The sequence below is a fragment of the Rhodococcus sp. ARC_M6 genome, assembly GCF_022810305.1.
Lineage (GTDB): Bacteria > Actinomycetota > Actinomycetes > Mycobacteriales > Mycobacteriaceae > Rhodococcus_F.
In genome coordinates this window covers 47,883-68,424 of the sequence record NZ_JALGQH010000032.1, presented here as the reverse complement: position 1 = coordinate 68,424, position 20,542 = coordinate 47,883, and the positions used below count along the sequence as shown (strand labels likewise).

Below are 20,542 nucleotides of genomic sequence, written 5' to 3'. Positions count from 1 at the left end.
TCGTGAACTGGAGGTGAAGCACAACCATACAGGATGGAAACTGCTTCGGATTTCGTCAGGCACTTCGTCCAACCTCGTGTCTCTCGCTGTGAGGCGGGAGTCGGTGTCCGTGTCGCTCTGACTTGGACAAAGTTACGCGACACGTGAAGCCATAACAAATCCGCAGGTCAGCACCCCGCGTTGCATCATCGCCGCAGATAGGGCCCTCGCGACCACGGCAATTCCCGAAAACCGTACCGATGTGACGCCGGACACCGGATTCCCCAGCCCCTCGTCCCCTATCCGAACTCGCGCGGCGTTCATGCAATATGGACGCAAAATTGCGGCATCTTCGAACAACACGACCTCCTTCCCGCCAACTGCGGAATCGATTACCGGAACCTCGAAGCGCCTGGTTGACCGAGGCCCCCCTTGAAGGTGCTTCGGCGACCGGTCCGCCAAAAACCAGGCTGAGCTGCCACGACGTCCCATCGAGGCATTCGGCCCAAACGCCATCAACTTTGGTCGGAGCCTCGAGAACAGTCAGGCCCTAGCAATTGCCGCATAATTCGTCACGTGACGTAATGGGTCGCGATCGTTCACGCACGGTAGCGCCGACTTCAACGTGCACGGCTTCTCCGGACCGAACCTCCGAGGTCACCCACTCTGCACTTGCTGATCTGGCGGTAAATCCCTCCATCTCTCACTGGCAGAAGGAGTAGTCGGGATGCAGGTTGGGCGCCGCATGCCGTTATCCCGAGGTTGACGTATGCCACGATGATCCGATGAACCCCAGGCGCCATGTCTCCGACAACGAGCGGCGTGCACGGATAGCCGTCCGCCATGCCTTGGCCCCGGACTTCCGCGTCGATACACCTGAAGCTGCAACTCGGGCAATGACGGTTCTGCACGCCACCGAGTCCGCGACGGTCTACCTGTCTTGCTGGGCACGTGTTCAGTCAGTCGACATCACTGACATCGATCGAACCCTGTACGAAGAACGCACCATTGTGAAGCAATTGGCAATGCGCCGTACCCTTTTCGCATTCCCCCGCGATCTGCTATCTGCCGCCCGAGGCAAGCGCGTCGGCCCGAGTCGCGAATACCGAGCGTGCGCGAATGTCGAAAGATGTTGTGAATGCCGGCCTCGCCATCGACGGCAACGATTGGCTTGATCGCGCCCGGGCAGAGGTCCTTGCACTGCTCGCCGATGCACCCGAAGGCCTTTCGGCTCTCGACGTCCGTCAGGCAGTGCCGATGATCGATGTGAAGGTCTCAGGAACATCGGGTGAGATCTGGTCTGCACCCAGGGTTCTCACCCATCTCGGCGCGACCGCCGACATTGTGCGCGGGACAAACGTCGGCCGATTCCCCACCGCGCGTGCACGATGGACTCTCACCCAGCACTGGCTTGACGACGCTTCTTCCCGAGGCAGCGCCGTCGACGGATACCGAGAAATCATTCGCCGCTGGTTGTACACCTTCGGTCCCGGCACAGAAGACGACATCGTGTGGTGGCTCGGGTCCACTAAGACAGTGGTGCGCACGGCGCTTGCCGAACTCGACGCCGTCTCCGTCTCGCTCGATGATGGCGGCACCGGTTGGCTGCTACCCGACGACCTCGACGAGGTAGCCGATCCAGGCCCGTGGGTGGCACTACTACCGGTACTCGACCCGTCGATCATGGGCTGGAAAGGCCGCGACTTCTACCTGGGCCCACACCGCAACCAACTCTTCGACAATCGCGGCAACGCAGGCACAACAGCCTGGGTGAACGGACGGGCCGTAGGCTGCTGGATCCAAGACGACGCCGGCGTCGTACAGGTTCGGTTACTCGAAACCGTTTCCTCCCCAGCGAAACACGCCCTGGACACAGAGGCTGCACGGCTGTCCGAGTGGCTGGTCGGCGTCAAAATCGGCACCGGATACAACTCACCCAGCATGAAATCGGAGTCGGTCAGCCCCTACCCACAGCCGTGAACTCCTTACTGCGAAAGTTCTATCGTCAGCTCGGCCCCGGTGGCGGCAACAACATCAGCAACGGTGACACCGGGTGCGAGTTCACGCAATACCAGGGATCCTTCGTCGACTACGTCGATGACTGCAAGGTTGGTGATAATCCGATCCACGACGCCCTGGCCGGTCAGCGGCAGAGTGCAGGCGTCGACAATCTTCGGATTACCTTCGCGGTCAGTGTGTTCCATGACCACAATCACGCGACGGGCGCCGTGAACGAGGTCCATCGCACCGCCCATGCCCTTGACCATCTTCCCCGGCACCATCCAGTTCGCGAGGTCACCGGTACGTGAGACCTGCATGCCACCGAGCACTGCGGTGTCGATGTGACCGCCGCGGATCATGCCGAAGGACAGAGCGGAATCGAAGTAGGCCGCACCGGGATTGACCGTGACGGTCTCTTTGCCGGCATTGATGAGATCGGCGTCGACATTGTCTTCAGTCGGGTACGGACCGGTGCCAAGAATTCCGTTCTCCGAGTGCAGGACCACTCGAACATCCGAACCAAGGTATCCGGGAATCAGTGTGGGAAGGCCAATCCCGAGGTTTACGTATTCGCCGTCGATCATCTCGGCTGCCGCACGGGCAGCCATGTCCTGACGAGTCCAACCTGCAACTGCCACAGGTGCGTTCATCGTGTGACTCCTTCCGAAGCGCTGACGGTTCGCTTTTCGATTCGCTTGTTCTGAGGCCCGGTGTGCACGACACGTTGCACAAACACACCCGGTAGATGCACTGACGCCGGATCGATCTCGCCCGGTTCGACGAGGCGCTCCACCTGAGCAATGGTTACCCGACCGGCCATCGCGGCGAGCGGATTGAAGTTCATCGCAGTCTTGTCGAAAACGAGGTTCCCCTCGGTGTCACCCAATAGAGCGTGCACGAGCGCGTAGTCGGTGTTGATCGCTTCTTCGAGAACATATCGCTTGGTTCCGAAGACACGAGTTTCCTTGGGCGGGGATGAAATAGCGATAGAACCGTCGGCGTCGTACCGCCAGGGCATTCCACCTTCGGAGATCGGACTGCCCACACCAGCGGGAGTGAAAAACGCCGGAATTCCGGTACCGCCGGCGCGAAGGCGCTCTGCCAAGGTGCCTTGCGGTGTCAGTTCCACTTCGAGTTCACCGGCCAGATACTGACGCGCAAATTCCTTGTTCTCGCCGACATACGACGCGGTTACTCGCCGAATTCGACCAGCGGACAGCAAGATTCCGAGCCCGTGATCGTCAACGCCACAGTTGTTGGAGAACACTTCGAGGTTTGTGACAGTCGTTGCGGCGATCGCATTGATCAGCGAGTCGGGGATACCGCACAATCCGAATCCGCCGACGGCCAACGTGGCGCCGTCGACGATGTCGGCGACCGCATCAGCAGCGGACTCGTACATCTTCGTTGCCATCTTCTGCTTCCAATCTTGCGTCCATTGAGTGAACGCACTATTTCAGGTTCATCCGATTGAACTATGACCAGGTAAACAGATCAATACTCAGGCTAGTACCGGGTCAATATTGGTCGATGGTTGAGCAATATCTAGAAATACGTTCAGTCAGTGAACGCTAGGATGGGCCTGTGACATCTCGAGAGAAGCCTCCCCACATGGTCGCTCGCGTGGCCGCCGTTCTGCGGGCAGTCGCCGCGTCGGAACCTGCGGGGGCGTCAACGACCGAACTGAGCAAGATGGCCGATCTTGCTCGTCCGACGACACATCGCCTATTGGCCTCTTTGGCTGCCGAGGGATTGGTGGATCGCGATACGAAGAACGGACGTTGGTCATTGGGCCCCGAGTTGTACTTGTTGGGCGCAGCTGCAGGACACCGGTACGACATCATCGACTACGCTCGCAGCGTTCTTGACGAGTTGGCCAGCGCCACCGGAGAAAGCGCATTTCTCTCGGCACGACGCGGCGACGAGACCGTGTGCGTGCTGTCCCAAGAAGGTAGCTTTCCTCTGAGATCCCATGTGCTCCATGAAGGAAAGCGATTTCCACTCGGTGTCGCGTCGGCCGGTCTGGCGATCCTGAGTCACATGCCGGCGGGCGACGTCAATGACTATTTCAGCCGAAAGGACCTTGCAGTCGCGTTCGGAGGAGGCCACAGCGAGGATGCAATCCGCCGCCGAATCGCCTTGACTCGCACCACCGGCTATTCGGTAAATCCCGCACTCATCGTCGAAGCAAGCTGGGGCGTCGGCGCGGCCGTATTCGATCGGGGTGGGCGTCCTGCCTGGGCCCTCAGTTTGACGGGGGTCGAGACACGCTTTCGCCGCGAACGGATCACCGAACTGGGAACCTTACTTCTCGAACATGCCCACAAGCTGTCGACGCAACTGAGAACGGGGACCGCCGACTAGAGTTCAGGACACTGATTCAAGATCCGAAGCTCCCGGTCGACCCGAAACTCCCGGTCGACCCGAGGGAACCTAGCGACCCGAATGATCCTGTCGGCAAAGCCGTATCGGTGACTTCGAGTGCCGTAGTCAAATTCACTACGCCGATGCTGTTCGTTGCGGTCAGAGTGAAGCCGAACTTCCCCCGCTTGATTGGGGTTCCGGACAGAACACCGGACTCGCTCAGTGTGAGTCCGGTGGGCAATACGCCGGCGCTGACCCTGACCGTCACGGGAGCGGGCTGCCCGGTGACGGCGAAGGCGTAGTTGTAGGGCTTGTCGACGACCCCGTTGGGCGGCGTACCGGCCAAGGTCGGCGCTTGCTCGATCCTGATCACCGACACTGAGTCGGTGTCAGTGTTGGTGATGTAAGCGCGCCCGCCATCGGGGGTGATTGCCACCCCGGCCGGATCACCGCCGACAGGGATGGTGCCGACGAAGTTGTTCGTGGCGGTATCAATCACCCACACCGAATTGCGTTCCGGGTCGGCGACATACGCGCGTGCTCCATCCGGGGTGATTGCCACCCCGACGGACCGGTCGCCCACCCAGACAGTATCCGTGACGATATTCCTGGCGGTATCGATGACCGACACCACGTTGCGTTGTCCATCTGCGAGGTAGGCATGTGCGCCATCGGGGGCAACCGCGATCCCGACCGGCGCCGAGCCGACACCAATGGTGCGGATGACGGTGTTGCCGGCAGTCCAGATCACGGACACCGTGCCGTTCGCCATATTGGTGACGTACGCGCGCGAACCGTCCGGCGTGATCGCGATCCCAACCGGCGCAGAGCCGACACCAATCGTGCGGATGACGGTGTTGCCGACAGTCCTGATCACCGACACAGTGCCGTCGTCCATGTTGGTGACGTACGCGCGGGAACCGTCGGGAGTTATCGCTACGCCTGAAGGTCCCCCGCCGACCCGGATGGTGGCCGAGACGGTGTTCGTGGCGGTTTCGACCACCGACACCGTGTCACTTCCATTGTCGGTGACGTACGCATGTGAACCGTCGGGGCTGAGCACAATCCCCGTCGGAAGCGCGCCGACCTCGATGGGCTCGCCGATGACCCCGTTGGTGGACGTATCGATCACCGACACCGTGCCGTCGTCCATGTTGGTGACGTACGCGCGCGAACCGTCCGGCGTGATCGCTATCCCGAGCGGAGCCTCACCGACCTGGACGGTGGCCGTGACGGTATCCGCAGATGCCGGGCCAACCGCAGAGCCGAGAGTCATGGTGACAGCGAGAGCGGTTGCTCCGAGTGCCACCGCAGCCCGAGACCAGCGCGTGGGCGGGTGAAACCGTTCGATGGTGACCATAGGGTGCTACGCCTTTCGTGCATCCTCGCGCCCTGTCAAGGTGCGCAATGGCCACGAGACGTCACCACGCACAGAATGTATCGGACATTGACCACAATTGTCGGCCGACAGCTCCCGGCCGTCGGCGTGGGTGCCGTCCTCCATCTCGTCGGGATATCACGTTGTCCACCAATCACATCCAGGCCCGAAATTAACTGCAACATCACAACATCGGAACCATCCAATCCCAAAGCTCTTAGCGTGGAACGTGTTTCGTCGATGATTGCTTCGCTTGCGCGTAGCACACCAGCGCCGCCACTGAGCCCAATCCGAAGATTTCGACGGTGACAATCGCAATAGCGGCGCGCGAACCTTTCTACTTATCGTTCTGTCGACGCACCATCTCGGCGATCCAGATGGGCGCGAACGGAGAAGTGCAGTTCGGAGGAGTCGGGTAATCCTCGAGCACCCTCAGACGTTCACCGATATCGACTGCACGGGCGCGATACTCGGGGTGCTCGATCCCGATCTGAGCCAGGCAGTGATTCATCGCCCACTGCAGGCGATCCGGCGCATCTTTCATCTCCGTCTCGATCACGTCGAGAAGTCCAGAAAGATCAAGGCCCTCAGGCTTTTTCGCCACTCGTTCGGTGGTCAGCGCCCACCCGGCAGACGCAACCACTGGGTCCGGATCAGCCGACCAGACCACGCGCAACTCTTCCGCGTACGGGTTCTTCTTCACGACGTAGTTCACGAGCCAGTCATGCACCTTAGGGGTGCGCGCCTCGCGCAACATGGCGTCCAACTCGTCCCGCGTGAACGACTTGGGGCGGCAGATCAGAATCGTCAGCAGTCTGGCTGCGGTGTCCTTCGTGTCCCAAAGCCGGCGCGCAAGTTCTTGCTGCGTTTTCAGCCGCTTCGCGAGCCCACGCAGTTTAGTGAGATTGACACCGTGATCGTCACCGCGTTTCTCATTTACCTTGCGTACCTTCGGATCTTCGAGCGCAGCCAACTCGGCCATCACCTCGGACACTGTCGTCTCGGTCATCTCGGCCTCCTGTCCATACGTGCGAGAGTTGCCTACAAGGAAATCACGATCAACCACAGAGCCCGCGGAACAGCCAATTTTGGTGGCGATACGGCTATAGTGCACTTTATGGCCATTATGCAGATATGGACGCATTCGGCCAGACGTCGTTCACAGGCAGCGCCTGGAGAATACCCCGACGAAGGAGCCCTCACTTGAATATGCCCACCGAACTGGCAGAATTCCTCGACATCGCGCTACGCGGCCGGATAAACACCGTCGCCGAACTTGCCGACGCCACAGGCAGTTCCGTCGATACGACGGAGCAGGAAGTAGCACGCCTCGAAGAACTCGGATTCCTCTCTCTCGCAGACGGAGTCATCACCTACCGTCGCCCTGACGCCACCGTCGCCGACGCCACCCACCGCATGCTGACCAGCATGACGCAGGACCTCGACGAGAAGATCGCCAAGACGCAAAACCTACTCGACACGCTGCCGCAGCTACTCCAGGCCTGGCAGCACGGCGACTCCGACGTCCAAGGTCTACCCATCGACGTGACACGTGGGCCGCGCGCACCCCAGGACCTGTACGGACTGCAGGCCGCGCGCTCAAGGCCCCGAACCTCCTACACATGCATGCCCGACACCACCCCGCTGTACACGATCCTCCGCGACCAGAATGCCCCCGAATCGTACTGGGAGAAAAACGCCCAACCCAACCACGACATCCGCCTCATCGTCAGCACTACCGATGCCGCGTCCGAGTTGGGGCGCAACCAAATCGCGATTGAAATCAAGGCCGGTTCACAAGTCCGGATGCACCCGAACCCGCCGAGCTTCTTCTGGATACTCGACCACAAGAGCGTCGGAATCCCCTTCTCCTGGGGCCAGGCCTGGCCTACCGGCATGATGGCCATCCACTCACCCACACTCGCGGACACCATGACCTGGATCTACAACCGCCTCTGGGAAGAAGCAGTACCGGTCACCGGACATAAGGACCAAAAATGGGAGAACCCGTGGGACCCCATACTGCACCTGATGAATTCGGGTATAACGATGGAAGCCGCGTCAGTCGCTCTGGGATTGACTCCCCGAACAGGCCGCCGCCGAGTAGCCGAAGCTATGCAGTACTACGGCGCCTCGAACCAATTCTCACTCGGCGTGGCTTGGAACGCTGCACGCAGCCTTACTCACGACGGAGACAGCTGACGTCAAAGGCTGCAGTGCAGCACCTTTCGCCCATCACGACCGATGCAATCCCGCTGCCCACGGTTGATGGTTCGCACGAATCTTCATGCAGCCCTTCACTCCGGCCTTCTCACGCCTGCGGGCGCTTTCCACTCGCGCCGCCGTTGCGGGCTTCGATAGCCTCGACGGACTTCTTGAACTGCTTTCCCAGGACGCGGGTGCCGAAGAGGCTGAGCACGGCCGCGAGCATCCGCCCCTTGACGTTCTTGCCATCGCGGACCACAACGGCGTCGACTTCGGTCATACCCGACGGTTGCTGCGTGAGAGTGTAGGTGTGGCCCGACGCACCGCCCCACAAGTTGGAGTCGGTGGTCGTCATCTGGACACGATGGGGGTCGGTCCAGTCGTAGTGCAGCCGTTCCCAGATGCCACTCGAGCCCTCCGTGACATCCGCGTCATGGGGGCCCTCGTGGTGCACCTTGAGGTAGCTGTCTGCGCTATTGCCGAAGATTTCCTCGCGACCGGGGCCGAAGTCCGTCAGGCCGGCAAGGACCTGTTCGGGCGTCGCGGTGGTCGTTTGGTGTAGATGGATCGTGGTCATGGCGCCTTCCTCGATACTTGGATGGTCCAATCCGGCTCCGAAGGCCGGGGATGACATATCCAGCACATCACTCGAGCGAGCGCCGCGAAAGGGCTGCTCAATCCTGACTCAATCGAGGCACTTCAGCGCAGCCCGGCAGTCAGGATGCGGACCTGATCACGTTGCCCACGCTTCCGAAGTTAATGCCGAGGCTACCGCCGGCATTGCATCCCGGGGTCTCCGGGGCAGCACCATCGGTGGCGACCTCGAGCGTTTGGCGACTCTGTTCTAGCCAGACGTGCAGCTCCCACTAGAAATTTACGACGACCAATCTGGAACCCAAACGACCCTCACCAACTCCAGTCAGCAAATTGAAATGGCCCAACCCGCTTCACGAGTTGAGCCATTTGAGAACGATACGAGACCGAACCGATCGATCGAGCTAGCCGCGTGCCATATCCACGAACTTCGACAGGTGAAGTTGGTGTGCCACAGTGATTGTCGCGGTCGGACCGTTACGGTGCTTACCGAGAATCAGGTCGGCTTCACCACCACGAGGGTCGTCACGCTCAGTCGCATCGGGGCGATACAGCAGGATCACCATGTCAGCATCCTGCTCGAGCGATCCCGATTCACGAAGGTCAGATACCATGGGGCGCTTGTCAGTTCGCTGTTCCGGACCACGGTTCAGCTGACAGATCGCGACCACGGGAACTTCGAGCTCTTTGGCCAGAAGCTTGAGGCTTCGCGAGAATTCCGAGACTTCTTGCTGGCGCGACTCGACCTTTTTACCCGAGCTCATCAGCTGCAGGTAGTCGATGACGATCAGACGAATATCGTGTTTCTGCTTGAGCCGCCGCGCTTTTGCGCGAATTTCCATCATCGTGAGGTTGGGGGAGTCGTCAATGAAGAGCGGCGCTTCACTGATCTCACTCATGCGACGCGCGAGCTTGGTCCAGTCGTCGTCGGTCATCTTGCCGGAGCGCATGTCACCGAGCTTGATCTTCGCCTCTGCGGAAAGCAGACGCATCACGATCTCGGTTTTGCTCATTTCCAGCGAGAACATAACGCTGGCCATGCCGTGCGTAATGGAGCAGGATCGCAAAAAATCCATTCCAAGCGTACTTTTCCCGACTCCAGGTCGGGCCGCCACGATGATCATCTGACCCGGGTGCAGACCGTTGGTGATTTCGTCGAGATCCTTGAACCCGGTGGGCACACCGAGCGAGATGCCGCCGCGGCTGGCGATGGAGTCGATCTCGTCCATCGTCGGCTGCAGGAGTTCGGTGAGGGGCACGAAGTCTTCGGTAGTGCGACGCTCGGTGACCTCGAAGATTTCGGCCTGCGCACGGTCGACAACCTCGGCAACATCCTGGCCGTCGGTGCCGGCGTAACCGTATTGAACGATGCGGGTGCCGGCGTCGACGAGGCGTCGTAGCACCGATTTTTCGGCCACGATCTCGGCATAGAAGGCAGCGTTGGCTGCGGTGGGCACTGTCTGGGTGAGCGTCACCAGATAGGAAGCGCCACCGATTTTGCGCAGTTCGCCGCGACGGTCCAACTCGGCGGAGACAGTGACGGGGTCGGCAGGCTCACCACGGCTGTAAAGGTCCAGGATCACGTCGTAGACGGACTGGTGGGCGGGCCGGTAGAAGTCGCCCGGCCTCAGCACCTCGAGGACGTCAGCGATGGCGTCCTTACTGAGGAGCATGCCGCCGAGAACGGACTGCTCGGCCACCATGTCCTGGGGTGGCTGGCGCCCGAATTCCTGATCCGGCTCGGATTCGGGGGGACCGGGGTAGTCGGAAGGTCCTCGATCATCTACAACAGCCATCAGAGAGACCTTCCCGTAAAACACTCGACAACGCTGCAAGAAAATCGCAGCGTCCCCTCTATTTGTACCCGCCCCGACCGACATCCAAGGCCGGAGACCGGCCGGTCTGTAGATAGACGCCGAGACGACGTTAGGGACTCGTCAACCCACAAACAAACCGGCCTGTGGATAAATCTGTGGAGTAATTGTGGAAACTCCTGAAAAACTGTGTGCACGATCTGTGGATAACCTGGGGACAACTTTGTAAGTTTCTCTCATAACACCAGGTAGATGTATGTGAGCAAATTCGCACACCTGTTAGTGAAAAAATTTTCTCCACAGTCGGCGCGTCGGCGTGTCGGGCGTGTTGCGGAGCCCGAATCATCACCGATCGCCGAAGCTGAACGTCACACTGTGACGGTTATCCCCAACCCGATTTCGAGCCGTCCGCCACAAAGACGCGGCACAAAAAGGTCGAGCCCCGCACACCGAAATGTGCAGAGCTCGACCGAAGAACCAGTTGACTATGCGCCAACGACGTTCAGGTTGAACTTGGCAACCACATCGGGGTGCAGGTTCACGACCACGGCATGCTTGCCCGTGTTCTTGATGTGAGCCTTCGGCAACACGAGGGTGCGCTTGTCCAGGACCGGTCCACCGGCAGCCTTGATCGCAGCAGCGACGTCAGCAGCGGTAACCGAACCGAAGAGCTTGCCCGAGCCACTGGCGGTCTTGACCGTCAGCGAAACATCGAGTGCTTCAATTGCAGCCTTGAGCTCCTTGGCGTGATCCAGGCCGCGCACTGCGCGCAGTTCCTGTGCACGACGGATGCCTTCGACCTGCTTCTCGGCGCCACGGGTAGCGACAATTGCCAGCCGGCGGGGGAGCAAGTAGTTACGGCCGTAGCCGTCCTTGACCTCGACGGTGTCGCCAGGCGCACCGAGGTTGTCCACGTCAGCGGTGAGGATGAGCTTCATGTTCTTTCCTCCCTTTCCTTAGCGAGCCACGGTGGCGTAAGGCAGCAGTGCTACCTCACGTGAGTTCTTGACGGCAATGGCAACGTCGCGCTGATGCTGGACGCAATTGCCGGTGACACGACGAGCACGGATCTTTCCGCGGTCGCTGACGTACTTACGCAGCAACGTCGTGTCCTTGTAGTTGATCTGCGTGTTCTTCTCTTTACAGAAGGTGCAGACCTTCTTCTTCATAACCTTGTCGCGCAAGGGCGGCTTCGGCATGTCTTTGCTCTTTTCTGGATGTCCCTGATCAGGTACGGATCAGAAAGGCGGTTCGTCGTTGCCGCCGCCACCGAAGGAGCCCGAAGCCTGAGGCGCACTGCCCCAAGGATCGTCTCCACCGGAAGGTGCAGCAGCCGGACGTCCGCCACCCGATCCGCCGGAGGAACCTCCGAAGTTGCCGCCCGCGCCCCCACCACTGCCGCCACCACGGTTGGCCTTGTTGACCTTTGCCGTGGCGTACTTCAGGGAAGGACCGATCTCGTCAACTTCGAGCTCGACGACTGTTCGCTTTTCGCCCTCACGAGTTTCGTACGAACGCTGCTTGAGCCGACCGCTCACGATTACTCGTGAACCACGGGTCAAGCTCTCCGCGACGTTCTCGGCTGCTTCGCGCCAGATGTTGCAACGCATGAACAGCGCATCGCCGTCTTTCCATTCATTGGAATTACGGTCGAAGGTGCGGGGTGTGGATGCAACCGTGAAGTTTGCAACCGCAGCACCCGCCGGGGTGAAACGAAGCTCAGGATCAGCCGTCAGGTTTCCGATGACGGTGATGATGGTGTCGCCAGCCATGTGGTTCCTCCTGCATTTGATGTAAGTCTGTTGGGTGCGAGGTTAGAGCCCGCTACCGACAGAAATTACTTGTTGTGGCGCAGAACCTTCGTGCGCAGAACCGACTCGTTCAGACCGAGCTGACGATCGAGCTCAGCGACGGTGGCGGGAGTGGCGTTGATGTCGATCACCGCGTAGATACCTTCAGCATGCTTCAGGATCTCGTAGGCGAGACGACGCTTACCCCAGACATCGACCTTGTCGATCGTGCCGCCGTGCTGGCGCACAACATTGAGGAACGTATCCAGTGAAGGAGCGACAGTGCGCTCGTCCAGGCTGGGGTCAAGGATGACCATCAATTCGTAATGACGCATAAGACCTCATCACCTCCTGTGGACTAAGTGAAAACGGCCACGGACTATCCGTGGCAGGAGGGTCGTTGCGTCAGCAACCCTCGTAGGTTACACGAGGTGCCGCTGACCAGGGAAATCGCACCACCTAGGGTTGGCCTATGCGAACGGACCGAAAAACATCGGCGTCGATCCTGACGCTCGTCGTCGGTCTCTGCGGACTGGCCATGACCCTGGGCTACTTCAACAAGGCACGATGCGCCGGCGCGCCCTTCGCGCCGGACGGTCGAAGCTCGAGCTTCGACATCAACAAGAACGTCGATGTTTGTTACTCCGACATCCAGCTGCTGTGGCTCGGACGCGGCATCGACCAACACCTCTTCCCCTTCATCACCGGCGGCATCACGCCCGAAGGTTTCCTCTACGGCGGAACCGTCGAATATCCGGTACTGAGCGGAATCCTGATGTGGCTGGGCGGAATCGGCTCCCACAACGACGCTGAGTTCCTCCTCCATTCGGCGTTGATCCTGGCACCGTTCGGCCTCCTGACCGCCTGGATGCTGGGCCGGATGAGCGGTGGGTACGCCCTGATCTGGTCGGCCACACCGCCGTTGGTGCTGTACTCGTTCCACAACTGGGACCTGCCGGTGGTGGCGACGACCGTCGGTGCGATTTTCCTGATGACCTTCGAGCGCATTCCTTTTCGAACGCGAGCGATTCTGGCGTCGATCATCCTGGCCGTCGGGTTCTGCTTGAAGCTGTATCCGGGGATCTTTGTTCTCCCACTCGTCGCCTATGTACTGCTGCGTGGGACCGAAGGCAAGAAATACGACGTCCGCGGTGCCTTGATGACGGCGGGCGCGGCAGTGATGACCGTCGTCCTCGTCAACCTCCCGTTCGCTCTCATCTCTTACGACGGGTGGCGGGCGTCGTTCAGTTTCCAGGAGAAACGCAGCGCCGACATCACCACCAACTCGGTGTGGTTCTGGGGGTTGCGACCGTTCTACGGCTTCGGCGTCCGTGAGCTCAATGCGGATTACGACGCTCTGGTGAACATCGCGTCCCCACTGATGGTCCTGGCGTCGTTCGCGTTGGCGATGTACCTGGGTTGGCGACGGTACCTTCGCGACGGCTATTTCCCGTGGATCGCCGTGAGCGCCGCAATGCTGTGTGGATTCATCTTGCTGCACAAGGTGAATTCACCCCAGTACACGCTGTGGCTGCTGCCATTCCTGGTGTTGTTCAAGATTCGCTGGTTCTGGATTGCGGCATATCTGCTGGCGGATGCGGCGCTGGGAATCGGCATCTTCCGCTACTTCTACCAACTGGACATGAACTTCGATCCGAGTAAATACGAGGCCGTCGTACAGGCAAGTGTGTGGGGCCACGTCGTATTGCTTATCGTGTTCTTCTTCCTGTTCCTGCGGGTGCCGCTGCGCTATCCGTTGGCCGGGACAGGAGCCGACACGGATCAACCAACCTTGGAGCACGCACGATGACCGAATCCTGGTTCGGATCACCGACGTTGACGGGCGAGCACGTTCGCCTCGAACCGTTGGGCCACGAGCACGCCGACGCTCTGGTGATCGCGTCGGACGACCCGAGCATCTTCCAGTGGACGGCCGCACCGATCGACACTCGCGCCGACGCAATCGCGTACATCAATGCCGCGTCGGAAAACCCGGACCGCGTGGCTTTTGCGCAGGTAGCAGTCAAGACGGGCGCAGTAGTGGGTACAACGTCGTTCTACCAGATCGACCCCACTCATCGCAGTCTCGCAATCGGCTACACCTGGCTGTCGAAGGCCACTCAGGGAACCGGCATCAACCCCGAATCGAAGCTACTTCTGCTGCGCCGGGCCTTCGACGATCTGGCGGCCGTCCGCGTCGAATGGCACACCGACGAGTTCAACAAACAGTCACGCGCAGCAATCGCGAAGCTAGGTGCGCAGCTCGAAGGCCTCCTGCGCAAGCACCGCCAGCGCCTGGACGGAAGCTGGCGTACAACTGCCTTGTTTGCGATGACGGACGAGGATTGGCCGGCAATCGCACCGCAATTGGAACGACGCGTCCGCACCTAATCAGCCCGGTTGCCCGCTTTGCCGGGCTTCGTGTCGCAAAATCAGGGCATGAGCGAACAGGGCGGATACGGATACCCGCAGCAGCAGTACCCCCAGAATTGGCAACCCCGACCGATGAACACGCTTGCCATCCTGGCGATGGTGTTCGCGTTCCTGTTCGCCCCCCTGGGCATAGTTTTCGGACACATCGCGCGCAGTCAGATCAAACGAACCGGTGAACAGGGCGACGGGCTCGCGCTCGCCGGCCTGATCCTCGGATACATCTTCACGGGGCTCGGCATACTTTTCTTCATCCTGTGGATCGCCATCTTTGCCGCGGTCGTCGATGATGCAAACTCAAACAACAACCGGCCCAGCAGCAGGGCCCTCTCCTACTCTGCGACCACGCCGCAAGCGCCCCGCGCGACCACAACTCCGCCCCGCGCGACGACGACTGTGCCGCGAGCAACAACAACTGCGCCACGCGCAACCACCGCCTCCGGCCCGCTACCCACCGTCACCGGCTCGGACCGTCAGGGATTCATCTCCAACGGACCGAGTTGCAACGCGAACAACCCGGCCGTCGCTGTTGCGATCACCACCGGTTCACGAATCGTGGTTTGTGAAACCGGCGTCGGCCGCTACTACTACAAGGGCGAGAGGCTCAGTGACGGAGCAGTAATCGAACTCGACGATCCGATCCGCACCCGAGAAGGTTTCGCCGTCCGCAACGGCGATGTCACCTACCAGCTCAGTCCCAACGGATTAGTGATCCTGGACGGTGGATCTGAGCTGGGAAGCGAATCGGCCGTCGAAGTGTGGCTGAACTGAGTTCCGTCAGGACCCACACAGATCTCGGTACGGCACACCGGGAAGATAACGCTCCCACTCCTTCTCGGCGATGAGGGTTCCGGCGCTGCTGCAGATCCCTGCGGAAACAGCGTCCGGATCGGTGCCCCACAAGCGAATTGTCTTGTCGGGGCCACTGCCGGCAATCATGTTGGCACTGCCCGCGAACTGAGCGTCGTTGACACGCACGGGATAGGCCGTCAGCTGAGCAAACGGATTCTCACATTCCACAACTGCAGACTGTGGACGCGATCTCGAAGAATGGTGAATTACGCCGGCTGAAGCTCGGCCTCTTTCACTTGCGGCTGTGCCGGACGCAACCAACGTGGGAACCACGACGGCTGCTTGTCGGGCGCCTGATCGAGGACGCCGCCGGCCGGATCGTCGATGAACCCGTACCGCACCAAGTCCTCGTCCGGACGGTAGATCTGGCGCAGCACCACCGCGCACAGAACCAGAACGGCAATATCTCGGATCACGACTGTTCCGGTGAACCACTGCTCGGGCAGTCCCTTGTTGGAGACACCGAGGTAATACATCATCCGCGGAACCCACACCAACGCGTCGATAGTCATCCAAGCAAGAAGCAACCGACGATGTGGCAAGGCCAGAACGGCCAGCGGAACCAGCCACAGTGAGTACTGCGGGCTCCACACCTTGTTGGTCAGCAGGAAGCCCGCAACCAACAAGAAGCACAATTGCGCGACGCGAGGGCGTCGTTGCGCCGTCAAAGCGACATATCCGACGCCGACGCACACCACGGCAAACAGAACGAACGAGACTGCGTTGAGGTTCGACGGTGACTCACCCTGCGCAAGCGGACCGTCCAGACCCGTCCAGGGCGTAAACGACATGATGACGTTGTAAATCGAATCGGGATCGGCCCCGCGCTCCGAATTGAGACGGAAGAATTCGTACCACCCATTGGGGAACAAAGCCGCGATCGGCAGGTTCACCGCAAGCCACGCCGCGACGGCACTGAGCGCCGTCACCAGCCACTCACGAGTTTTGCCGGTACGCAGACACAAGACCAACAACGGTCCGAGCAACAACAGCGGATACAGCTTGGCCGCGCCACCCAACCCCAACAAGATGCCCGCCAGAACAGGCCGCTTACGCGCCCACGCCAACAAACCACCCATCGCGAACGCCGTCGCCAAAGGATCGAAGTTCGTGAAGACATGCACGATCACCAACGGCGAACACGCGACCATCGCGCCGTCCCACACGCGTCGGCCCGCCAGGAGCGTGCTCGCCCACACCGTCACCAACCATGCCAAAGCCAAACCGAAAGCGACCACGTTGAAGTACAGCGCCACCTGAATTGCGCCCGGCAGCCACGTGATCGAATCCCACGCCTTCGCGACCTTCATCGAGCCGTACTGATAGAGCCCCGACAACACCGGATACTCCATGTACCGCGTCTGAATCGAACCGTCGCCGCGAGTCTCTTCCCACGATTTCTTGTACGGGAACGCGCCCTGATCGAGTCGCTCCGCGCCATACAACGGCACCGTGTCCGAATAACACAACGCGACGTACTGACGGGAGCCACTCCAGTCCAGACCCATCTGGCCCTGATCACCGAACGGCGCCTGCTGAATACACGCAGCTTTCGTCGACCAACCCATCGCCAAAAACACCACGGCCAACAGCAGGATTACCCGCATCGGCGTAAAAAAACGGGTCCGGCCGATCAGCGCATGCCGACCGACCGGACCACCGACGGTTCCCGACAGTGCAGACACCATCGGATCGTTCCGACTCGGAACATCACGCCAATCAGCTGACCGCGCATCCTCCGCCAACGGGGCAGGGGATTCGGAAGTCCGAAGTTCTGCCGGAGTTGTCGGATCGGCGTCATCTACATTGGCGGCCACTCCGCGAGGCTACCGCCTCAACTACTGTCCGGGACTCACACCTGCCGGAGTCTCCTCGGTAGTTGTCTCCGCGCCCGACTCCGGGGTTGTTGTCGAGGGACGCGCCACTCCGGGTACCGGAATCGTGATACCCGGCAATATCTCGATATTCGTGGTCGTCACGACCACCGGCGGCTGCGTTGTTGTTGTCGGCGGCGCCGAAGTCGTCGACGGAGCAGTTGTCTTCGGCGGAGCCGGAGCCGTGTACTCGGGAACACCACCAGCCTGACCGTTGATCTTGCCCGGCTTCGGGAACTTCTCGTTGTCCGTACCGTCGAGCGCGCCGTCCATCGTGTCCTTCCAGATATCGGAAGGCAGACCGGAACCGTAGATCATTCCGCCGTTCGAATTGGTGATGGCCTGACCGTCCGTCGTACCGACCCACACTGCCGTCGACAGCGAAGGCGTGTAACCGACCATCCAGGCATCCTTGTTCGCACCCGTGTCACCGAGCTGGGCCGTACCCGTCTTCGACGCCGACAGACGCCCACCGGCCAAGTTATGACCGTTCGAGTAACCCGCGATGGGCTGCATCGCCGACGTCACATTGTCGGCGACAGCCGGATCGATCCGCTGCTCACCCTCCGGCGTTCCACGGTCCAGGAGAACTGTTCCGTCAGCCGCGACGACCTTCTCCACGAAGTGCGGAGCGTGGAAGGTACCGGACGCTGCGAGAGTCGCATACGACGACGCCATATCCAGCACCCGAGACTGGTACTGGCCCAAAACGATTCCGTTGTTGGGGCCGGTACCGTCCGACTCGGTGAGCGACGGGCCGACTCCCGGAATGTTCTCCGGGATACCGGCCTTGTGCGCGATGTCCGCGATTTCCTGCGGGCCGTTGCCGTCGAGGCTGAGCATCTGACGGTAGAAGCTGGTGTTCAGCGAACGCTTGAGAGCCTCTGCAATGGTGCAGGTTCCACAGCTTTCACCTTCGACGTTGCCGATCGAGATGCCGTTGATCGTCAGCGGCGAGCTGTCATACATCTGCGACAGCGGAATGCCCTGATCCAGGGCTGCTGCCAAACCGAATACCTTGAACGACGACCCCGTCTGCAAGCCGGCATTGGCGAAGTCGTAACCGATTCCGTCCTCGCCGCCGTAGTAGGCCTTGACGCCACCGTTACGCGGATCGACCGACACGACTGCGGTCCGCAGATCGTCCGGCTCACCCTTCATGTTGGAGCGCACCGCGTCCATCGCCGCGGCCTGAGCCGTCGGGTCGATGGTCGTAGTGATCTGCAGGCCTTCGGTATTGAGCGACTGCTCGTCGATGCCGGCATCCGTCAGCTCACGGAGAACCTGATTCTTGATCAGACCCTCGGGCCCCGTGGTGCCTTGGCTTCCGTTGTCTACCTGAGCAAGTGGAACGTAGGCGGGATACTTCATCGGCGCGCGCGATGCCTGATCCAACGTTCCGGCGGTCACCATGCCGTCGAGCACGTAATTCCAACGCGATTCCGCGCCAGTCGGATTGTTCTCCGGGTCAAGCAGTGACGGCAGCTGAATCGACGACGCCAAGACGGCACCTTCCTCGACTGTCAGCTGATCGACTGGCTTACCGAAGTACGCATTCGACGCGGCCCCGATGCCGTACGCACCACGACCGAAGTAAATGGTGTTCAAATACGCCGCAAGAATGTCGTCCTTGGACCACTCGTTTGCCATCTTCGACGCGATGACGAGTTCCTTCATCTTTCGCGTCAACGAACGCTCGGAACCGACCAGCGCCTTCTTGACGTACTGCTGAGTGATCGTCGATCCACCACCGGCGCTGTCTCGTCCCAGAACGTTGTCACGGGCCGCACGCGCAAAACCGGAAACGGAGAATCCGGGGTTCGTGTAGAAGTCCCGATCCTCGGCAGCAAGCACTGCGTTGCGCACATGAACCGGAATCTGATCGAGCTGAACCTCGGTGCGGTTACCCTCCGGCGGAACGACGGTGCTGATCACCGTGCTTCCGTCCGACGCAAAGATCGTCGCAACCTGATTGGTCTTGAGGTCACCTGGCTTGGGCACGTCCTGCACGATGTACGCCGCCATGAAAGCGAGAACCGGCAACACCATGCCGAGCGCCACCAACACATACGCCGAGCGGCGAACTGTGCGCCACTTCGACTTCTTCTTCACAGCGTCCTTCTGTCCCTTCGGAGGTCGACCACCAGTGCCGTCGCCACCACCGGAACCGCCTGTCGGCGGCTTCGTCGGCGGGGGGCCGGCCGGTGGACGCCCGCCGGCATTCGTGCGGGTTGTTGCGGCGGTTTTATCGAGACGAGGAGTCGCTGCTGCTGCCACGCGCTGTGTCGGTTCGCCACCCGGAGCGGGGCGATTCTGCGGCGGGCGACCTTGTTGTGCGCCTTGCTGCGGACGGCCCTGCGGCGGCGGGCCCATCGGGCGGCCCTGCGGCGGACCCATCGGGCGGCCCTGCTGAGGACCTTGCTGCGGACGGCCTTGTTGCGGACGTCCCTGTTGCGAACCTTGCTGCGGCGGACCCATCGGACGTCCCTGCGGCGGGGGACCCATCGGACGTCCCTGCGGCGGACCCATCGGGCGGCCCTGCTGAGGACCTTGCTGTGGGCGGCCCTGAGGCGGCGGGCCTGGTTGTCGGCCTTGCTGCGGGCGACCTGGCCCCACGGGGCGATCGTCGGGGTTGTTGGTGGGGGAACTCACGAAATCAAATCTCCAGTGGTCATGGACCGATCACATGAGACTTAGATCGGGCCCTTCGTCGGGTGTGGCGTTACTCGCTGGCGGTGCGCCGGCTCACAGACTGCTCTCGTCTGCTCGGTGGACGTGCTCGCCGCGGTCGCGGCGGCGCAGGGACTGCGCCGAGCACATAGGACTGCACCAAGTGGTTCCAGCTGCAGGAACGGCACACTTCTACGTCGTGCACCGTGAACTCCTCTGCTGTCTCCGCAAGCCGAGCGAGCTCGTCCGTCGTACGGGCTGATCCCGAAACTTGGCCGAGCTTCTCGCCGAACACCCAGGACACGAGCGTCAACTGTTCCTTACGGCAAATGGGACAGAGAACATCACTGCCCCGGCCGTGGAACTTCGCGGCTCTGAGTAGGTACGGATCGGCGTCACACACCTGCTTGACACCGGTCCTACCCGCAGACACCTCAGCCAGCACGGACCGACGCGCGAGCGCGTAGTCCACAACTTGCCGCTGTATCCGCACCCTGACCAGAGTACGTGCGTCGGGGAGGCAGCGGACTGTTCGGGAGGGTCACGATGAACACATTTTCACTCGACGATTGGGCGCTACCAGCGGAGATG

At 60.9% G+C, this 20,542-nt stretch carries 21 protein-coding genes; 7 read left to right on the top strand and 14 right to left on the bottom strand.

Annotation, left to right across the window (positions count from 1 at the left end):
- Positions 1-764 precede the first annotated feature (764 nt).
- Together MTX36_RS24820 and MTX36_RS24815 are read left to right on the top strand one after the other, a co-directional pair.
- On the top strand, positions 765-1,154 hold the full coding sequence (locus MTX36_RS24820; RefSeq protein WP_243622291.1) for a DNA glycosylase AlkZ-like family protein: 390 nt from the start codon (positions 765-767) through the stop codon (positions 1,152-1,154).
- On the top strand, positions 1,099-1,959 hold the full coding sequence (locus MTX36_RS24815) for a winged helix DNA-binding domain-containing protein (RefSeq protein ID WP_243622290.1): 861 nt from the start codon (positions 1,099-1,101) through the stop codon (positions 1,957-1,959). The genes MTX36_RS24820 and MTX36_RS24815 overlap by 56 nt, the downstream gene beginning before the upstream one ends.
- A gap of 5 nt (positions 1,960-1,964) precedes the next feature.
- On the opposite strand, the gene MTX36_RS24810 is transcribed toward MTX36_RS24815, so the two are convergent.
- Both MTX36_RS24810 and MTX36_RS24805 read right to left on the bottom strand, forming a co-directional pair.
- Complete coding sequence (locus MTX36_RS24810) at positions 1,965-2,630, bottom strand: 3-oxoacid CoA-transferase subunit B (RefSeq protein WP_243622289.1); 666 nt, start codon at positions 2,628-2,630, stop codon at positions 1,965-1,967.
- Positions 2,627-3,394 carry a CoA transferase subunit A gene (locus tag MTX36_RS24805; protein WP_176459521.1) on the bottom strand — a complete coding sequence of 256 codons (768 nt, stop codon included), beginning with the start codon at positions 3,392-3,394 and terminating at the stop codon, positions 2,627-2,629. The genes MTX36_RS24810 and MTX36_RS24805 overlap by 4 nt, the downstream gene beginning before the upstream one ends.
- Positions 3,395-3,591: 197 nt before the next feature.
- Here MTX36_RS24805 and MTX36_RS24800 point away from each other — a divergent pair, with 197 nt between their 5' ends.
- Positions 3,592-4,344, top strand: a complete 753-nt coding sequence (locus MTX36_RS24800; protein WP_279394985.1) for an IclR family transcriptional regulator — start codon at positions 3,592-3,594, stop codon at positions 4,342-4,344.
- A 16-nt stretch (positions 4,345-4,360) separates the two neighbouring features.
- On the opposite strand, the gene MTX36_RS24795 is transcribed toward MTX36_RS24800, so the two are convergent.
- The gene (locus MTX36_RS24795) at positions 4,361-5,704 is read right to left on the bottom strand and encodes a beta-propeller fold lactonase family protein (protein WP_243622287.1); all 1,344 of its coding nucleotides are present in this window, start codon (positions 5,702-5,704) and stop codon (positions 4,361-4,363) included.
- 355 nt (positions 5,705-6,059) lie between these two features.
- Positions 6,060-6,731, bottom strand: a complete 672-nt coding sequence (locus MTX36_RS24790; RefSeq protein ID WP_243622286.1) for a DNA alkylation repair protein — start codon at positions 6,729-6,731, stop codon at positions 6,060-6,062.
- A gap of 194 nt (positions 6,732-6,925) precedes the next feature.
- Here MTX36_RS24790 and MTX36_RS24785 point away from each other — a divergent pair, with 194 nt between their 5' ends.
- Entirely contained in the window at positions 6,926-7,924 is a 999-nt protein-coding gene (locus MTX36_RS24785; RefSeq protein ID WP_243622285.1) for a hypothetical protein, read from the top strand.
- A gap of 109 nt (positions 7,925-8,033) precedes the next feature.
- On the opposite strand, the gene MTX36_RS24780 is transcribed toward MTX36_RS24785, so the two are convergent.
- The 6 genes from MTX36_RS24780 to rpsF all read right to left on the bottom strand — a co-directional run bounded on the left by MTX36_RS24780 (position 8,034) and on the right by rpsF (position 12,460).
- Complete coding sequence (locus MTX36_RS24780) at positions 8,034-8,504, bottom strand: hypothetical protein (protein WP_243622284.1); 471 nt, start codon at positions 8,502-8,504, stop codon at positions 8,034-8,036.
- A gap of 421 nt (positions 8,505-8,925) precedes the next feature.
- Positions 8,926-10,317, bottom strand: coding sequence for a replicative DNA helicase (dnaB, locus tag MTX36_RS24775; RefSeq protein WP_094270505.1), 1,392 nt, complete (start codon positions 10,315-10,317; stop codon positions 8,926-8,928).
- A gap of 503 nt (positions 10,318-10,820) precedes the next feature.
- Entirely contained in the window at positions 10,821-11,273 is a 453-nt protein-coding gene (gene rplI, locus MTX36_RS24770; RefSeq protein ID WP_243622283.1) for a 50S ribosomal protein L9, read from the bottom strand.
- A gap of 18 nt (positions 11,274-11,291) precedes the next feature.
- Positions 11,292-11,534: a 30S ribosomal protein S18 gene (rpsR, locus tag MTX36_RS24765; RefSeq protein ID WP_003941245.1), complete on the bottom strand. Its 243-nt coding sequence runs from the start codon at positions 11,532-11,534 to the stop codon at positions 11,292-11,294.
- Between the two features lie 39 nt (positions 11,535-11,573).
- On the bottom strand, positions 11,574-12,107 hold the full coding sequence (locus MTX36_RS24760; protein WP_094270507.1) for a single-stranded DNA-binding protein: 534 nt from the start codon (positions 12,105-12,107) through the stop codon (positions 11,574-11,576).
- A 65-nt stretch (positions 12,108-12,172) separates the two neighbouring features.
- Positions 12,173-12,460 carry a 30S ribosomal protein S6 gene (gene rpsF / locus MTX36_RS24755; RefSeq protein WP_003941237.1) on the bottom strand — a complete coding sequence of 96 codons (288 nt, stop codon included), beginning with the start codon at positions 12,458-12,460 and terminating at the stop codon, positions 12,173-12,175.
- Positions 12,461-12,597: 137 nt separating this feature from the next.
- Here rpsF and MTX36_RS24750 point away from each other — a divergent pair, with 137 nt between their 5' ends.
- From MTX36_RS24750 to MTX36_RS24740, 3 genes are read left to right on the top strand one after another with little or no spacing between them, the layout of a single operon-like run.
- Positions 12,598-13,935, top strand: a complete 1,338-nt coding sequence (locus tag MTX36_RS24750) for a glycosyltransferase family 87 protein (RefSeq protein WP_243622282.1) — start codon at positions 12,598-12,600, stop codon at positions 13,933-13,935.
- Positions 13,932-14,516 (top strand): GNAT family N-acetyltransferase, encoded by a 585-nt coding sequence (locus MTX36_RS24745; RefSeq protein ID WP_243622281.1) that lies wholly within the window; start codon positions 13,932-13,934, stop codon positions 14,514-14,516. Before MTX36_RS24750 ends, MTX36_RS24745 begins: the two co-directional genes overlap by 4 nt.
- 48 nt (positions 14,517-14,564) lie before the next feature.
- Positions 14,565-15,326, top strand: coding sequence for a DUF4190 domain-containing protein (locus MTX36_RS24740; RefSeq protein WP_243622280.1), 762 nt, complete (start codon positions 14,565-14,567; stop codon positions 15,324-15,326).
- Between the two features lie 6 nt (positions 15,327-15,332).
- Here the strand turns inward: MTX36_RS24740 and MTX36_RS24735 are convergent, their stop codons facing one another.
- The 4 genes from MTX36_RS24735 to MTX36_RS24720 all read right to left on the bottom strand — a co-directional run bounded on the left by MTX36_RS24735 (position 15,333) and on the right by MTX36_RS24720 (position 20,444).
- Positions 15,333-15,533 (bottom strand): hypothetical protein, encoded by a 201-nt coding sequence (locus tag MTX36_RS24735; protein WP_243622279.1) that lies wholly within the window; start codon positions 15,531-15,533, stop codon positions 15,333-15,335.
- Positions 15,534-15,613: 80 nt separating this feature from the next.
- Positions 15,614-17,224 carry a glycosyltransferase family 87 protein gene (locus tag MTX36_RS24730; protein WP_243622278.1) on the bottom strand — a complete coding sequence of 537 codons (1,611 nt, stop codon included), beginning with the start codon at positions 17,222-17,224 and terminating at the stop codon, positions 15,614-15,616.
- 21 nt (positions 17,225-17,245) lie between these two features.
- A complete protein-coding gene (locus MTX36_RS24725) occupies positions 17,246-19,393 on the bottom strand; it encodes a transglycosylase domain-containing protein (protein WP_308198251.1) in 2,148 nt (715 codons plus the stop codon).
- A gap of 610 nt (positions 19,394-20,003) precedes the next feature.
- Positions 20,004-20,444, bottom strand: coding sequence for a DUF5318 family protein (locus MTX36_RS24720; RefSeq protein WP_094270513.1), 441 nt, complete (start codon positions 20,442-20,444; stop codon positions 20,004-20,006).
- Positions 20,445-20,542 lie beyond the last annotated feature (98 nt).

Coding starts and splice junctions, on each gene's coding strand:
- MTX36_RS24820 (WP_243622291.1), top strand. CDS start 765: ATGAACCCCAGGCGCCATGTCTCCGACAACGAGCGGCGTGCACGGATA.
- MTX36_RS24815 (WP_243622290.1), top strand. CDS start 1,099: ATGTCGAAAGATGTTGTGAATGCCGGCCTCGCCATCGACGGCAACGAT.
- MTX36_RS24810 (WP_243622289.1), bottom strand. CDS start 2,630: ATGAACGCACCTGTGGCAGTTGCAGGTTGGACTCGTCAGGACATGGCT.
- MTX36_RS24805 (WP_176459521.1), bottom strand. CDS start 3,394: ATGGCAACGAAGATGTACGAGTCCGCTGCTGATGCGGTCGCCGACATC.
- MTX36_RS24800 (WP_279394985.1), top strand. CDS start 3,592: ATGGTCGCTCGCGTGGCCGCCGTTCTGCGGGCAGTCGCCGCGTCGGAA.
- MTX36_RS24795 (WP_243622287.1), bottom strand. CDS start 5,704: ATGGTCACCATCGAACGGTTTCACCCGCCCACGCGCTGGTCTCGGGCT.
- MTX36_RS24790 (WP_243622286.1), bottom strand. CDS start 6,731: ATGACCGAGACGACAGTGTCCGAGGTGATGGCCGAGTTGGCTGCGCTC.
- MTX36_RS24780 (WP_243622284.1), bottom strand. CDS start 8,504: ATGACCACGATCCATCTACACCAAACGACCACCGCGACGCCCGAACAG.
- dnaB (WP_094270505.1), bottom strand. CDS start 10,317: ATGGCTGTTGTAGATGATCGAGGACCTTCCGACTACCCCGGTCCCCCC.
- rplI (WP_243622283.1), bottom strand. CDS start 11,273: ATGAAGCTCATCCTCACCGCTGACGTGGACAACCTCGGTGCGCCTGGC.
- rpsR (WP_003941245.1), bottom strand. CDS start 11,534: ATGCCGAAGCCGCCCTTGCGCGACAAGGTTATGAAGAAGAAGGTCTGC.
- MTX36_RS24760 (WP_094270507.1), bottom strand. CDS start 12,107: ATGGCTGGCGACACCATCATCACCGTCATCGGAAACCTGACGGCTGAT.
- rpsF (WP_003941237.1), bottom strand. CDS start 12,460: ATGCGTCATTACGAATTGATGGTCATCCTTGACCCCAGCCTGGACGAG.
- MTX36_RS24750 (WP_243622282.1), top strand. CDS start 12,598: ATGCGAACGGACCGAAAAACATCGGCGTCGATCCTGACGCTCGTCGTC.
- MTX36_RS24745 (WP_243622281.1), top strand. CDS start 13,932: ATGACCGAATCCTGGTTCGGATCACCGACGTTGACGGGCGAGCACGTT.
- MTX36_RS24740 (WP_243622280.1), top strand. CDS start 14,565: ATGAGCGAACAGGGCGGATACGGATACCCGCAGCAGCAGTACCCCCAG.